Here is a 16174-nt window from a genome sequence, read left to right on the forward strand (position 1 = left end):
GCCCAGCATCGCACAAAAGGCCGGATTACATTGCACGAAGCCGCCGTCCAGGTCGGCTATGGCTATACCGGTCCCCGCATGTTCGTAGACGCTACGAAACCGTGCTTCACTGTCGCGCAAGGCTACTTCAGCACGGGCGCGTTCGACCGCCGCCCAGGTTCGTTCCCCCGTTTCATGCAACAGTGAGATTTCTTCCGTTTTCCACTGACGCGGTTCGGTGTGATGGACGCCGAGATAGGACACCCAGCGGCCGTCTTTGACGAGCGGAACGCCTAAGGCGGACCGGACATCGAGGCAGGCGAACGCAGGACGCTCCGCGTCTCGTAACTCCGTCGCGACGGTTATGTCCGGGATGACGACCACTTCGCCGCGCCGTAATGTATCCACCGCGGCGTTCCATTCCGCGGTCGGGAACCGGCCGATGAGCTTCGGCAAACGCCCGCTCGTGTACGTATCCTGCACGATGCACGTCTTGCCGTCCGACGAGACGTCGGCATAAAACACCCGGTCCGCCTGCAACAACTCGCCGACGACCTGCATCGCCGCCCGCTGAATTTCCAACGGATCGGACAGCGGGCGTAAGACATCGCTTAATCTCAAGAGAAACTCCTGTCGGCGTTCCTCCGATTTGCGCTCCGTGATGTCGAGCGACACGCCGCTGAACCGAATGGGTTCTCCTTCATCGTCATACGAGAACCGTCCGTGGAGGGAGAGCCACCGCAATTCACCGGTATCGGCCCGGTAGACGCGATGTTCTTGCGCAAATAGCCCTCGCTCACGCTTCGCCCATTCGATCGCGGCCGTGACACGGCCGAGGTCATCGGGATGCACCAGCCGTCGCCACTGTTCCATCGACACCGGTCCGCTTTCCGGCTTGTAGCCCTGCATCAGGGCATGTCGCCGGTTCCAGACCGCCTCTCCCGTCCGCACGTCGACATCCCATGAACCCAGGTCCGCGCCCTCCAAGGCCAATCGCAGTCGTTCTTCGCTGTCGCGGAGCCGGTCTTCGGCCTGCTTGCGCTCGGTGATATCCGTCGCCATCCCCAGTATTTGCCGGACCTGCCCCTCCGCGTTCCGTTCCCACACGACATCGCGGCTGAGAAACCAGCGATACGATCCGTCGCGATGTCGGAAGCGATATTCCACCTGAGTCGTCACCCCGTCGCCTAATTCTTTGAAGGCTTCGAAGTACTGGAGCAATCGGATGGCGTCGTCGGGATGGAGAACGGTCGGGATGAAGTCCGCCCCCAACGCATGGACTTCCTCCGGGCTATAGCCCAGCACGGCTCCGGTGTGTCGATTCACATAGACATTCCGCTGTTCCTGAAGGTCGAAGATATACAGCACACCGGGAAGCACCGACGTCATTTCGCTGATGAATCGATGATTTTCCCGCAACCGTTCCTCGGTCCGCTTTCTCTCGGTGATGTCGCGCAAGATTTTGGAGGCCCCAAGGATACGGCCCTGTCGGTCTCGAATCGGCGAGATGGTCAGCGACACATCCACATCGCGGCCGTCCTTGCGCCGCCGCACGGTTTCATAGCGGGTGATGGACTCTCCCCGCTTGAGCCTGTCGAGAATGGCCGGCTCTTCCTCCACCAGATCGGGCGGAAACAACATGGTGACCGGTCGGCCGACGGCCTCCTCCGCCGTATAGCCGAGCACGGCTTCCGCGCTTCTGTTCCAACTCGTGATGGTGCCCTGGAGGTTTTTCCCGATGATGGCGTCGCTCGTGCTCTCGACAATGGCCGCCAACCTCGCCTTTTCCTCTTCAGCCCGCACGATGGCGTCTACATCGGTCACTGAGCCGACCCAGCGACGGACTTCGCCCTGATGGTCACGTACCGGCAACGCCCGCGCGATCACCCAGGCATAGGTGCCGTCGGTTCGGCGCAACCGCTGCTGCGCCTCGAAGGGCAGGCCGCCCTTCATACATTCCAACCATCGATCGATATTCGCCGCTCGGTCGTCGGGATGCAGCGCCTCGGCCCAGCCGTGTCCGGCCACTTGCTCCGGTGTTTGTCCGGTGAACCGGCACCAGCCCTCGCTCGTCCAGGTGTTCCACCCGTCCGCGTCGGTCTCGAACAAGAAGCTCGGCACGGCCTCCGCCATCGTGCGGAACCGGGCTTCGCTCTCCCGCAACGCTTGTTCCGCTTGCTTGCGTGCGGTGATGTCGTTGCCGACGGTGATCAGGCAGAGCGTGCCGTTGAGCTCGACCAAATCGGAAGACACCAGAATATGGCGGATGTCGCCGAGCTTGGTCTTGAAACTCAGCTCCAGATTGCGCACCGGCTCGCCCGCTTTCAGACGGTCGATGAGCCGGACTCGCTCCTCGTGTTTCGGCCAAATGCCGAGCATCAGCGTCGTGTTGCCGATCACTTCTTCGCGATCGAACCCGAACAGCCGCAGACAGGCGTCGTTCACTTCCAGACAACGGCCGGTCTCCACTTCGGTGATGCCGACGGGGTGCGGGCTTGCGCGGAAGGCTTTGGCGAATCGCTCTTCGCTTTCGCGCAGCGCGTCCTGCGCCTGCTTGCGCTCGGTCATATCGTGGACGACGCCCGCCATGCGCACCGGTCGGCCGCCGTCGTCGTAGTAGAAACGCCCGGTGCCGCTCATCCATCGCACCGAGCCGTTCGAATACAGAAACCGAAATTGGTCCGAGTACTGCGTCTCCTGCCGCGCCATCATGCCGAGCACTTTTTTCCAGACCCGCTCCCGATCATCCGGATGGAGCACATCGGAAAACGCCTCGACTTTGCCGCTCAAACTTCTGGTTTGCATGCCGATCAACCGCTCGTGGGTGCCGAACCACTGCACATCTCCACCGACGATGTCCCAATCCCAGGCGCCGAAATCCGTGAACGAGGGGACGGCCGAATCGTCGAGTGTATGGCGAGAAAAATGATCCATGTCCGGCTCCTGTATGCGACCCACTGTTTCCGTCCTCGGACCGTCAGCGATGAAGCCGGCGGTCGGACCAGATATCATTCGGTGTACGAACGAACGAGGAGTCGGAATATTACGCCCTAATCCTTTTGAGGCACAATCGTAAAATGAACGTGAAACTAAACTAGGGTTCTTCCTAGTAGCCTGGTGTTCCTCTGGGGACAGTCCTAGTGCGTGAAGCCCCCCCATAAAGATATCGTGCTTATAAAGAAGCCATGATTTGTGTCATTAAGGAGGCTGCCATGAAGATTCTGCTGGGTTTGGCAATTGCTTTAGTGTCTTTTTTAGGCTTTTCCACGATAGGCGTGGCCGGTGAGATGAAGGGCGAAATGGAAAAGGCGAAAGGACAGGTCAAAGGCGAGATGGAAGAGGCGAAGGGGGAAGCCAAAGCTCTGAAGGAAGAAGCAAAAGGAAACGATATGAAGGCGGCCGGAGAGCGGGCAAAAGGCAACACGAAAGGCGCCATGGAGAAAGGGAAAGGCAAGGTCAAGGAGCTGAATGAAAAAATGAAGGACTAAGCTGACCGCGTCGGCTTGCACGGACGGCCGGCGGGAAGTCGGCTATCAATGGGTGGATCTTTCACATCGCCGGACGGATGACGGAGGTTCCTGTAGGTCGGCCATGTCCTGAACGTACCGCATGCACGTTCAAGAGATTCTCTTATGGGGCGTGGTGGCACCGGCTTGTTGACGGTGATTCTTCGAATCGCCAGGCCTTTCATCTCACACGAATGGATGGACGTCCCCCTTCCTCCTCGGTTCCATGATCACGCCGAATCGCGATCGCGCAAGCGTGATCGCGATTCGCCATCCATTGTCTCAACGGATGGTGGATGGCCCTGTTTTATGCCGCCTTGTTTCACAGCTTCGGTTTTGCGACGTGGTGGCCGGGCGGGCTTCTGGGATTCGCCCATGCCGCCTTCGTCCTGACCGTCGTGCTGCCCTGCTGCCGGGCCCCATCCCAGAATGGCCTCGGACTTCCAGGACCCTGAACCGACTCGTCTGCTGGGAGCCGCCCGGATTCTTGGCCATGAATTACGGCTATCAAACGCCGTTGGCGACGGTGCCGGCGCATCTCGCATACGGCGCCGTGCTGGGTGGATTCTATCGGGTTTGATCGAGACTCAAGGCGGCGCCGATGTGAGCGAGATGGGTGAGCGCTTGCGGGAAATTTCCCAGCATGTGTCCCGACGAGACATCCATTTCTTCCGCGTACAGACCGACGTCGTTCGCGCGCCTCCCAAGCCGGTCAAAGAGACGGCGCGCCTCGGTCCGATACCCGGCCCCCGCCAGGGCTTCGACGAGCCAGAAGCTGCAGGGCAAAAAGGCTCCTTCCGTGCCATCCAATCCGTCTGTTCCGCGATAGCGATACACGAGGTCATCGCGACACAGGTCCTTCCGGATCGCGCGAATGGTGCCGATCATACGAAGATCGTTCGGATCGATGAACCCTTCATTCGGGAAGAGAAGCGCCGTGGCATCGAGCGCCTGCTCGTCGAAGCGCTGGACGAAGCTTCTCCGTTCCCAAGAATAGCCTCCTTCGAGGATGAGGCATCGGATGGAATCGCGCACCCGTTTCCACCGCACAGTATCGGCCCGCAGGCCTAAGGTGCGAACCACCCGCTCGGCACGATCGAGCGCCACCCAACACATCACCTTGGAATGCACATATTGCCGCGGTTCGGTCGGGATTTCCCAGAATCCATGATCGGGACGGGCCCATTGTTCGCAGACCAATTCGGCCATCTGCACGACATGTCGCCGCATGCCTCGATCCAGATCCAGTCCCTCCTGGACCGCATGCCACACCGCCCCCATCACCTCCCCATAGACGTCCAATTGGAACTGCGCATGGGCCTGATTCCCTGTCCTTACCGGAGCGGATCCACGATATCCCGCCAAATGGGCCAGGGTTTTCTGCGTCAGTCCGCTCTCTCCGTACACGTCATACATGACGTGCAGCGCGGGATAGGTGAGCGCGGTGGCATGGGTCATCCATTGCACGAAGGCCCGCGCTTCCTCGAGGTATCTCAAACGGAAGAAGACCCGCGCGGTATACGAGGCATCACGCAACCAACAATACCGATAGTCCCAGTTCCTGGTCCCGCCGATGACTTCCGGCAGCGAGGTCGTGGGCGCCGCGACAATGGCGCCGGAGGGAGCGAAGGACAATAGTTTAAGAGTGACCGCGCTACGAATGACCTGCCGGCGATACGGTCCGCGGTAGCAACAGGTTTCCGCCCATCGGTCCCAATAGCGGCTGGACTCTTCGATCGTCTGTTCCGCCTGCGCGATGACGGGATACACGGCCGGTGCGTCTTCCGAATAAGACAACCACAAGACCGCCCGACGCCCGGCGGCCATGTCGAGTCGGGCGTGTAAGCCGCCCGGCGCGACGGTCATCGGGATGTCGGTGGAAAGATGAAACAGCCGATTTCCCAAATCGGCGCAATATCCCGCCTCGCCGCGGCTGCGGAACATCGGAATCACACACCCGTCGTTCGGCCGTGGCCGGCAACCGATCTGCAGGGGGACGGTACCCTCCACTCCTTCGATATATCGCAACACGCTGCGCCACGGCGTCAGACGACGTCGCTTGTCCTCTTCCGGCATCACCGGCATGCAATCCGTCACCCGGACCATGCCGCTTTCCGTCCGGAATTCGGTCATGAGCACGGCGGTCGAATCACGATAGGCCCGATGAGCCGAGAAGGAGCACGAAGGGGTAATGCTGAAATAGCCGCCGCGTGCATGGTCGAGCAGACGATTGAACACGGAAGGACTGTCGAACTGAGGGAGACAGAGCCAGTCCAGCGAGCCGGATGAAGAGATGAGCGCGGCGCTTCGGCAATCGCCGATCAAGGCATAGTCTTCGATATCGGCATACGGCGAACGCAAGCGCTCAGATCCACTTCACCTGTTCTTGCCGCGTCATGGAACCGGGTATCCGCCGCAAAAACATTGAACCTCGGTCGGAAACACGACGGAATATCGGCGGGTCACGGTTTTCCTTTCGGCCTCTTGCGGCCGGCCGACACCAGTCCCGCCCTTGATCCGCCGGTCTTTCCTCCCTTGGTCCCCTTGGCTTCGAATCGCCCATCCGATTCGGGCGGCGGCCCCGCGCCGGCTTTCCGCGACGATCGATGTCCTCGACCGCCCACTCCCGGCGTGGCTGCATCCCTTCCCTGTCCTCCTTCCGAGGACCGGACCCTTTCCTGCCTGCTTCGTTCCTGGTCGACAGGAAAGTGGGTGATTCCCACCTTCTTCGCCTGACCGTCCTTCTTGTTCCGCCGGGCCATCTGTGTCACCTCTCTCAGTCGAAAGCGACCGTTCCTATCGGAGGCCGAACTCTCGTTCACCTCTCACGCGAGCGATGGGTTCCATTATTTGCACGCACGTGGCGGTGTCGCCGGGATCGACGAATGCGAACGAAGCCGGCGGCCCGGAATCCGAATGCTCGGCAAATCTCGGTTGAGCGGCCTCGATGATCATGGCCGGGGTGATGTGAAGCGCCTTCTGAAGATGTTGCTTGAGCACCGGCAAGGCATCGGATGCCCATCGTTTGATGTCCGTGTCCGCGAGCTGCCGCGCCTGCTGCTCGAACTCCGTCACTTCCTTCGCATGGTCCCGCAACATATGCCGCATATATTCGCGATCGAAGTCCTGGTTCCGCAGCATCGCCAACTCTCGATGTATCCGCTTCTGCTTCTCGCTCACCTGCACCGGCAGTTGAATCCCTTCCTTTAACCCCAGTCGACGAACTTCCCGTTGAGCTATCTGGTGATCCTCGATCATCTTGGCGGCGAATTGCTTCACGCTCCGGCTCGATGCTTTGCGGGTGGCCAGTTGTCCCAGCATGACCACATTCTCCTGTCCCTGAGCCACGGTCGTCAGAAACGATTCTTCGGCGGCACTCCGCATTGCCGCCGAACTCGGAATTACGGGCGCAATTGCCACGACGGCGACCCCAGCAATGAACACTCTTGTAAACTTCATGAGCCTCCTCGGCTCTCCTGATGTCTCCCCTCAGCGCTACATGACCCTGGGCCATGGAGAGACCTATCTGAGTATCACAGGTACCCTCATCGCAATGGGCGTACCAGCTGTCGCGATCCCTTTTACCCGATCAGAACGGACGAGACTTCGCGTCAAGATAGCGGTGAATCGCTCATCATCGGCTCACTCGTACAGGGCGACTTGTGCGAGCGATGCCGGAGCAGTCGTGCACAAAACGTCTCCACGAGCGCAGCTTGTCTCCGACCGAAGTCGAAACGGGAGTGATTCTCCGGTTCACGTGCCTCTCCGTCGTCCATACGAGGCGATGGACATCGCCTGATGCTCGATTCGCCATCGGCCTAGGCACCCCCCCAGGCGACGAGTTGTCGCATCCGGAGTACGGTGAACCGGAGTGTTGACGACGTATGGAAGAGGTTGACGAACAGACCATTGGTCAAGGCTATCCTCGCCCGCAACTGCGTCGAGCCAACTGGACCAATCTGAACGGCCTTTGGGACTTCACCATGGATCCGTTCGCCGTGTGGCAACATCCGAAAGAAGTGCCGTGGCGGAACGTCATTCACGTCCCTTTCGCCCCCGAAACGGAACGCAGCGGCATCGGCGAGAAGGATTTCTTCAAGTCTTGCTGGTATCGGCGGTCCATCTCCTTGTCGAAACTCCGCCGTGAAGAACGGTGCCTGCTCCACTTCGGAGCCGTGGATTACAGGTCCACCGTGTGGATCGACGGCCAGTGTCTGGGCTCGCATGAAGGCGGGTACACCCCCTTTTCGTTCGACGTCACGGAACACTTGGCGGACCGAGAGCGGCATGAGCTGGTCGTTCGGGCCGTGGATCTGCCGAACGATCTCCAACAGCCGCGTGGAAAGCAAGACTGGCAACGGGAGCCCCACCTCATCTGGTACCCGAGAACGAGCGGAATCTGGCAGACCGTCTGGCTGGAACAGGTGCCGGATCGCCATATCCAGAGCATCCGCTATACCCCCAATTTGAGCCGCTGGGAAATCGGCCTCAATGTGGGTCTCGCCGGGCGTGACATGGAGGGGATGCGGGTGAAAGCCGTCCTGAGGGTGAAGGGGCAGCTGCTCGCCGAAGACAGCTACAGCGTGTCGGCCGGCGAGGTGCACCGACGCATCGCGTTGTCCGATCCAGGCATCGACGACTCACGGAATGAATTGCTCTGGAGTCCCCGCTCTCCGACGCTGATCGACGTCACGCTGGAGCTGCTCAACGCGCGCGGGGACGTCCTCGATCGGGTCGAAAGTTACACGGCGCTGCGGGAAATCTCCATTCAAGGGGACCGCATCATTCTGAACGGGCGAGCGGTGCAACTCCGGTTCGTGCTGGATCAAGGGTACTGGCCGGAGACGGGCATGACGCCTCCTGATGATGCGGCGCTGCGGCGCGACGTCGAATTGGCGAAGCAGATGGGGTTCAACGGCGTGCGTAAACATCAGAAGATCGAAGACCCCCGGTATCTCTATTGGGCCGATCGCCTCGGCCTGCTCGTCTGGGAAGAAATGCCGAGCGCCTACCGCTTCACGACCAAATCGGTGGAACGGCTGAAGCATCAATGGGAGGAAGTGCTGCACCGAGACTACAACCACCCCTGCATCATCGGATGGGTGCCGTTCAACGAATCCTGGGGCGTGCCGAACCTCCCGGACAATGCGGCGGAACGCCACTATGTACAGGCGCTCTATCACCTGACGAAAACGATCGATCCGACCAGGCCAGTGGTCGGGAACGACGGGTGGGAAAGCGTGGCGACCGACATCATCGGCATTCACGACTATGACAAGGAACCCGCCCGCATGGCGCTGCGCTACCAAACGACCGATATGCGCGTACGACTGTTCCTGCACGAGCGGCCGGGCGGGCGCCTGCTCATGCTGCAGGGGCAAGAATCCGGACCATTGCAAGCAGAACATCCCATCGTATTGTCCGAATTCGGCGGCATCGCGATCAAAGGGGAACGGACATGGGGCTATGTCAAAAGCCAGGACGCCGACGAACTCGAACGCCGATACGTCGAGTTGTTGGCCATGGTGCACGGGCTGCAACTGCTTGCCGGATTTTGTTACACCCAATTTGCGGACACTTATCAAGAAGCGAACGGGCTGCTCCATGCCGACCGTCGACCGAAATTTTCAATCGAGCGGATGTCCGAAGCGACCCGCGGACCCGAGCATCATCCGATGCTGGAATCCGACCAGGAGACCCAGGCGACATGACTTCGCCCCCCCCAACCGTCCCGCTCTACAAGGAGGTACTGCACAAACCGGATGGGCGCATGCTGATTCTCTACGGACGAGAGCCGATCGTCGCGCAGGAGGCTCCGAATCCGCCGGGTGAGCGGCCCGCGCCTTCGAGTCATTTTCGTTGGCATCCTTTTCGAGGAGAGTGGGTCGCCTATGCCGATTATCGCCAGCATCGCACCTTCCTGCCCGCGCCCGAACACAATCCGCTCGCTCCGACGGTGGATACGGCTCGACCGACGGAGCTTCCCTCGGGCCGGTATGACGTCGCCGTGTTCGAGAATCGCTTTCCGACGTTGTCGCGCGATGCAGGCCGGCCGCCGGAGTCATTGACGGACACGAGGCCAGGCACGGGGGTGTGCGAGGTCATCGTCTATACGCAGGATCCGACGGCGTCGTTGGGTACGTTGCCGCTCGAACATCTTGAAATCGTCCTGGCGTCGTTGGGCGACCGTTATAAAGAGCTCGGAGAAAGACCGGACATCCAGTACGTCATGCCCTTTGAAAACCGCGGCGTCGAAGTCGGCGTCACGTTGCATCACCCGCATGGGCAAATCTACGCCTACCCCTTCGTGCCTCCGATTCCGGCCGGCGAACTCCGTCGGCAAGCGGAGTTTTTCCATGCGCATGGGCGGGGACTGCTCGCGGCACATCTCGAAGCGGAACAACGGGACGGACGGCGGATGCTCTATGACGGGGCGCACGCCGTCGCCTTTGTCCCGTCGTTCGCCCGCTATGCGTATGAAGCGTGGGTAGCGCCTAAACGGCCCGCCCCCTCGCTGGCCGACCTTTCTCCCGCCGAGCGACGGGATGCGGCCCGCGCCCTCAAAACCCTCCTCCTGAAATACGACGGATTGTGGGGCCGTGCCTTTCCCTATGTCATGGTTTTCCATCAGGCCCCCACCGATGGAGTTCTGCATCCGGAAGCGCATTTGCATCTCGAATGCTATCCCGCCTATCGCATGCCGGGACGGCTCAAGTATTTGGCCGGCAGCGAACTGGGGGCGGGCGTATTCACCTCGGACACGTTGCCGGAATCCAAGGCGGCGGAGTTGCAACAGGTGGCGGTGCACCTTGACTGACTCTGCAACCGCGCGAGCGATCACCCGGAACTTCCCCGCCCTCTTCGGCGCCGCGCCCACACACAGGGCCGATGCTCCTGGGCGCGTGAACCTCATCGGAGACCATACGGACTACAACGGCGGATTCGTCCTGCCGATGCCGATACCTCACCATACGACCGTCGAACTGCGCTTGCGGGAAGACGGAATGGTCCGCATGTGGAGTGCTTCGGTCGAGGAACCCTCGACCCTCGAAACATATAGTATCGGCGGCGAAACCAGGAAACAGGACTGGACCGACTATGTTCAGGCCGTGACATGGGCGCTGCGTCCCGACCATCGCGCATTACGCGGGTTTGACCTTCGGATCGAATCGACCGTTCCCCTCGGAGCCGGCCTGTCGTCGAGTGCCGCTCTGTTGATCGCGCTGTTACGAGGACTACGCAAAGCCTTGGGGCTGGAGTTCACCGACGAAGCCCTCGCCACCGTGGCCCACCGGGCGGAAACCGAGTTTGTCGGCGCGCCGGTGGGAATCATGGACCATATGGTCTGTTCGCTGGGCAGGCCGCACGAGGCGTTTTTTCTGGACGCCGCGACGCTGGAACATGAGTACGTCGCCTTACCGCAGACCATCGAATGGGTGGTGCTCCACTCCGGCTTGTCTCATCACCATGCGACCGGCTCGTACCGCGAGCGTCGGCAGGAATGCGAGACCATCAACCGTTTGCTCGGCCTGCGTTGGTTGCGCGACTTGGAGCGCAACGGCCTGCAAAGCGTGCTGGCGAGGATCGGCGAACTCCCGTCCCCATTGGACCGGCGAGCCAGGCACGTCATCACGGAAAACCAGCGTGTCTTGACCGCCATGGATTTCCTGCGGCAAGGCAATGCACAGGGGTTCGGCACGGTCATGTCGGCGTCGCATGATTCGCTGCGGCATGATTTCGACGTGTCCATTCCGGACATCGATCTCTTGGTCGAGTTGGCCCGTGCGCACCCCGCGGTCTATGGAGCCCGGTTGACGGGCGGAGGATTCGGAGGATCGGTGGTCTTCGCGGCGGCGGCCGGAAACGGCAGGGATGTCGCGCAGTGGGTCTCCCAACGCTATCGTGCGGGCACACAACGAGACGCGACGATCTTGCTGCCGTTCAACCGCGAGACCAGCCATCTATAAATTCGGCGCAAGTTGTCTTCCCCGGAACGATATGGCAGCCAGCCTAGCGATGCCGCCTCGTAACCAACAAGGAATCGTGTACGTTTTAGGGTCCGCCTTTTGCACAGCTAAAGTTTGTTGTGACCTCAGACAGCACGTCGCCGACTCTGCGCTTCCAGATTTGAATCGCCCACCGATTCACGATGTCAGCTCATGTCGGGACATAGCGGGAATCGCATGACCGCAGAAAGAGGGTCCATGTCCTTGAACCAATCGATCGAATCCTCCACGAGTCCGGATATTCTGTGTCTTTCGCACCTGCGTTGGAATTGGGTGTTCCAGCGTCCGCAACACCTCTTGACGCGCGCCGCCGGAAAACGCCGGGTCTTCTTCGTCGAAGAACCGGTGTTCGACGCGACCAGCGCTCCTTTCATGGAACTTACTTCCCCGCATTCCGACGTCATCGTTGCCGTCCCACGTCTGCCCCGTGACAGTAACGGAGCAGAGATCGAGGCGATCCAAAGCCGGCTGCTCCAGTCATTGTTGGAAGAACAAGCCGTTCGGCGCTACCTCCTCTGGTACTACACCCCCATGGCGCTGCCGTTTTCACGCGATCTGACGCCCTTGGCCACCATCTACGATTGCATGGATCAGCTGGCCGGCTTTGCCGGCGCTCCCCCGGAAATCTTCGCGCTCGAACGGGAACTCCTCGAACGCTGCGATCTCTTGTTTACCGGCGGACTCAGTCTCTATGAAGCGAAACGGACCGGTCATGCGAACGCGCATTGCTTTCCCAGCAGCGTCGATGTGGAGCATTTCCGCCGGGCTCGAGAAGGCGTCATCGACCCGGGAGATCAAGCGCCGATTCCCCATCCCCGCATCGGATACTTCGGAGTCATCGACGAACGATTGGATGTGAACCTCATCGCCGCCGTGGCGAAGCTCCGAAGCCATTGGCATTTCGTCTTCGTCGGGCCGACGGCGAAAATCGACGCGGGCTCGCTCCCTCAGGCGGCGAACATCCATTATCTCGGGTCCAAACAGTATCAAGAGTTGCCGGCTTACGTCGGCGGATGGGATGTCGCATGGATGCCCTTCGCGCGCAATCAAGCGACCCGTTTCATCAGCCCGACCAAAACCCCCGAATATCTGGCGGCGGGCAAACCGGTCGTCTCGACTTCCATTCGTGATGTGGTGCGTACCTACGGCGACCACGGCTTCGCGCGCATCGCCGACTCTCCGCAGGATACCGTCCGCGCGATGCAGGACAGCCTCCTCGACGATCCTCATGACCGATTGATCAAGGTGGATTCATTGCTTCGAAATCAATCGTGGGACGAGACCTGGAAAAGAATGGACTCATTGATCAGCGAAGTATCGGCCGGCATGCCCGCGGTGAGATCGTAAATGTACGATTATCTGATCGTGGGAGCGGGATTCGCAGGCAGCGTCGCGGCGGAGCGCCTGGCCGCCGGATTCGGCAAGCGGGTCTTGATCGTCGATAAGCGAGCGCACATCGGCGGGAACGCCTACGACGCCTACGACGAGCAGGGAATTCTGATCCATCGGTACGGCCCGCACATTTTTCACACCAACAGCAAGGATGTCTTCGACTACCTATCCCGTTTCACGGCCTGGCGGCCGTATCAACACCGCGTTCTGGCTTCGGTGGATGGGCAGCTGGTTCCCATTCCAATCAATCTGGATACCATCAATCGGCTATATGGGATGACGCTGACCGGTCCGGAAGTCGAACAATTCTTCGCCTCGAAGGCCGAGCCCGTGGCCGTGCCGCGCACGTCCGAAGACGTCATCGTCGGCAAAGTCGGTCGCGAACTCTACGAAAAATTTTTTCGCAACTACACGCGCAAGCAATGGGCGCTCGATCCGTCCGAGCTGGACGCCCAAGTGACCGCGCGCGTCCCGGTGCGCACCAACCGGGACGATCGCTATTTTACCGACACCTACCAAGCGATGCCGCTCCACGGGTACACCAGAATGTTCGAGCGGATGCTGGTCCATCCCAACATCACCATCGTGCTCAATACCGACTATCGGGACCTTATCGGTGAAGTGAACTATAAAAAAATGATTTTCACGGGACCGATCGACGAGTTTTTCGACTACCGATACGGTTCGCTGCCTTACCGGTCCCTGGAGTTCCGTTTCGAAACCGTGCACCGGCCTCTGGTGCAACCGGTCGCGGTGATCAACCATCCGAACGACTACTCGTACACGAGGGTGACGGAGTTCAAACACATCACCGGACAAGATCATCACTGGACGAGCCTGGTCTACGAATACCCGCAGGCGGAAGGCGATCCGTACTATCCCGTCCCGAGGCCGGAGAACACGGCTCTCTACCGCAGGTACGATGCGTTGGCCCAGGCCACGTCGGGAGTCCATTTCGTGGGTCGTCTGGCCACGTACAAGTACTACAACATGGATCAGGTGGTGGCCCAGTCGCTTTCATTATGCACCAAACTGACGGGCGCATCGCGCCATGATCTCATCGAGGTGTCACAGAATGGCCATCCAGCTGTGGGCGGGAGTCGAGTGCACGGTTAACCGGGTCGGCGATCGCTATTTCGATCAATTGGTCCGCAACGGTCATGAGCGTCGACCGGACGACATCGATCGGTTTGCCTCGCTGGGCGTTGCCGCCATGCGCGTTCCCGTGCTGTGGGAGCGCACGGCTCCCCGCGGGCTATCGAGCGCCTCATGGGAATGGTCGGACCGATGTCTTCATCGGCTCACGGAATACGGTATCCGTCCGATCGTCGGCCTCATCCATCATGGCAGCGGTCCTCCCGACACGAATTTGCTGGACCCCGATTTTCCATCGAAGCTGGCGGCGTTCGCCGAAGCCGCCGCCCGACGATATCCCTGGGTCGAGGCCTACACACCGGTGAACGAACCGCTGACCACGGCTCGTTTCAGCGGCTTGTACGGACATTGGTATCCCCACCGGCAGGACGACCGGTCCTTTCTCCGGGCCTTACTGAACCAGTGTCGCGCGACCGCGCTCTCCATGCAGGCGATTCGCTCGGTGATCGGGTCGGCGCAGCTCGTACAGACCGAAGACGCGGGCCACACCTACAGCACGCCGATGCTTACGTATCAAGCCCGGTTCGACAACGCGCGCCGGGTGCTCGGCTTCGATCTCCTCACGGGGCGCATGAGTCCGGATCATCCCTTGTTGGGCTATCTCGCCCATCATGGAATCACGGACGAAGAGCTGGGATGGTTCACGGCTCATCCTTGTCCGCCGGACGTGATCGGACTCAATTATTACCTGACCAGCGACCGTTTGCTTGACGAGCGCCTTGAGCGCTATCCCTCCTGGTCCCATGGAGGGAACGGGCGTCATGCGTACGCGGATGTCCCGGCCGTGCGGGCGTGGCGGGACGGCATTACCGGATTCGAGAAGTTGCTGGCCTACTTTTGGGATCGCTATCGCATCCCGGTCGCCTTGACCGAAGCTCATCTCGGCTGCACCAGGGAAGAACAAATGCGCTGGCTCAAGGAAGCCTGGGACGGCGCGCGCCTCGCGGCATCTCGCGGAGCCGACGTGAAGGCCGTGACGGCCTGGTCGCTGCTGGGCACGTACGATTGGAATAAATTGGTGACGGAAGAGACGGGATTCTATGAGCCGGGAATTTTCGATGTGCGCGGTCCGGCGCCGCGGCGGACCGCGCTCGCCCGCATGATGCAAAATCTTTCATCGCGTGGTGACTTCGAGCATCCGCTCTTGGGCGAGGTCGGCTGGTGGCGGCAGCCTTCCCGGTTTCACTTTCCTCCGGTGGGACCGGAGGACGCTCAGGATAGCAAGCCGGCCGACATGGTCGCGTCGGGCGACGGCACACCGGCCGCCGGCAGGAATCATCCGATCGTGATCATCGGCGCCAATGGAACGTTGGGCCATGCGTTTGAACGACTCTGTGCTCAGCGCGGCATTCCGGCTCGGGCTCTGGCACGCGCGCAACTCGATATCACGGACGCGCGCGCCGTCGATCGGGTGCTCGGCGAAATCCGCCCGTGGGCCGTCGTCAACGCCGCGGGGTACGTCAGGGTGGATCAGGCGGAAGGCGACACCGTCCGATGTCTCCGCGACAACGCCGGCGGCGCACGACATCTTGCCGAGACCTGCAGCCGATACGGGATCAAGCTCCTCACGTTTTCGACTGATCTCGTTTTCGATGGGCTTCGAACGTCCCCCTATCTCGAAAGCCATTCTATCGCTCCGCTGAACGTCTACGGCCGGAGCAAAGCCGAGGCCGAGCGCGCGGTATCGCGGACCCTGCCGTCCGCATTGATCGTCCGCACGAGCGCCTTCTTCGGACCGTGGGATTCGGCGAACTTCGTCGCCCATGTCCTCCGTGACCTCGGTCAAGGACGCAACGTTCGTACGGCGGATTTAGTGGTATCTCCCACGTATGTGCCCGATCTCGTCCAGGCGAGCCTGGATCTATTGATCGATGATGAGCGAGGCATCTGGCACATTTCCAACCGCGGAGCGGTGTCCTGGTATGACTTCGCGCGAACCGCGGCCGGTATGGCTTCATTCGATCCGTCGCTGATCGAACCTTGCGAGCCGTCGGCGTTGGGGTGGTCGGCGCTGCGCCCGTCGTACAGTGCCTTGGGCAGCGAGCGAGGCTGGCTCCTGCCATGCTGGGAAGAGTCGCTCGAACGGTATGTGGGCGATCGGCACACGACCTGGACATCGTGGACCTCGTGCTGAGG

The 16174-nt window shown here is 60.8% G+C and carries 11 protein-coding genes and 1 pseudogene; 8 read left to right on the forward strand and 4 right to left on the reverse strand.

What is annotated here, in order from left to right:
- Nucleotides 1-2913, reverse strand: a pseudogene (locus A4E19_13675) (hypothetical protein).
- 278 nt (nucleotides 2914-3191) lie between these two features.
- Here A4E19_13675 and A4E19_13680 point away from each other — a divergent pair.
- Nucleotides 3192-3467 carry a hypothetical protein gene (locus A4E19_13680; GenBank protein OQW37217.1) on the forward strand — a complete coding sequence of 92 codons (276 nt, stop codon included), beginning with the start codon at nucleotides 3192-3194 and terminating at the stop codon, nucleotides 3465-3467.
- A gap of 244 nt (nucleotides 3468-3711) precedes the next feature.
- Complete coding sequence (locus A4E19_13685; protein OQW37218.1) at nucleotides 3712-4065, forward strand: hypothetical protein; 354 nt, start codon at nucleotides 3712-3714, stop codon at nucleotides 4063-4065.
- Here A4E19_13685 and A4E19_13690 read toward each other — a convergent pair.
- From A4E19_13690 to A4E19_13700, 3 genes are all read right to left on the reverse strand, one after another.
- Nucleotides 4053-5825 carry a hypothetical protein gene (locus A4E19_13690; GenBank protein ID OQW37345.1) on the reverse strand — a complete coding sequence of 591 codons (1773 nt, stop codon included), beginning with the start codon at nucleotides 5823-5825 and terminating at the stop codon, nucleotides 4053-4055. The genes A4E19_13685 and A4E19_13690 overlap by 13 nt on opposite strands.
- A gap of 122 nt (nucleotides 5826-5947) precedes the next feature.
- Nucleotides 5948-6247 (reverse strand): hypothetical protein, encoded by a 300-nt coding sequence (locus A4E19_13695; protein ID OQW37219.1) that lies wholly within the window; start codon nucleotides 6245-6247, stop codon nucleotides 5948-5950.
- A 34-nt stretch (nucleotides 6248-6281) separates the two neighbouring features.
- Nucleotides 6282-6944, reverse strand: a complete 663-nt coding sequence (locus tag A4E19_13700) for a hypothetical protein (GenBank protein OQW37220.1) — start codon at nucleotides 6942-6944, stop codon at nucleotides 6282-6284.
- Between the two features lie 425 nt (nucleotides 6945-7369).
- On the opposite strand from A4E19_13700, the gene A4E19_13705 reads away from it, so the two are divergent.
- The 6 genes from A4E19_13705 (at nucleotide 7370) to A4E19_13730 (ending at nucleotide 16172) form a co-directional block, all read left to right on the forward strand.
- Nucleotides 7370-9196, forward strand: coding sequence for a glycoside hydrolase (locus tag A4E19_13705; protein OQW37221.1), 1827 nt, complete (start codon nucleotides 7370-7372; stop codon nucleotides 9194-9196).
- Nucleotides 9193-10302, forward strand: a complete 1110-nt coding sequence (locus A4E19_13710) for a galactose-1-phosphate uridylyltransferase (GenBank protein ID OQW37222.1) — start codon at nucleotides 9193-9195, stop codon at nucleotides 10300-10302. Before A4E19_13705 ends, A4E19_13710 begins: the two co-directional genes overlap by 4 nt.
- A gap of 19 nt (nucleotides 10303-10321) precedes the next feature.
- On the forward strand, nucleotides 10322-11452 hold the full coding sequence (locus A4E19_13715) for a hypothetical protein (protein ID OQW37346.1): 1131 nt from the start codon (nucleotides 10322-10324) through the stop codon (nucleotides 11450-11452).
- Nucleotides 11453-11689: 237 nt separating this feature from the next.
- A complete protein-coding gene (locus tag A4E19_13720) occupies nucleotides 11690-12838 on the forward strand; it encodes a glycosyl transferase (protein OQW37223.1) in 1149 nt (382 codons plus the stop codon).
- On the forward strand, nucleotides 12839-13999 hold the full coding sequence (locus A4E19_13725; GenBank protein OQW37224.1) for a UDP-galactopyranose mutase: 1161 nt from the start codon (nucleotides 12839-12841) through the stop codon (nucleotides 13997-13999).
- Nucleotides 13935-16172: a dTDP-4-dehydrorhamnose reductase gene (locus A4E19_13730; GenBank protein ID OQW37225.1), complete on the forward strand. Its 2238-nt coding sequence runs from the start codon at nucleotides 13935-13937 to the stop codon at nucleotides 16170-16172. The genes A4E19_13725 and A4E19_13730 overlap by 65 nt, the downstream gene beginning before the upstream one ends.
- The last annotated feature ends 2 nt before the right edge of the window (nucleotides 16173-16174 follow it).

The sequence above is a fragment of the Nitrospira sp. SG-bin1 genome (assembly GCA_002083365.1).
Classification (GTDB): Bacteria; Nitrospirota; Nitrospiria; order Nitrospirales; family Nitrospiraceae; genus Nitrospira_D.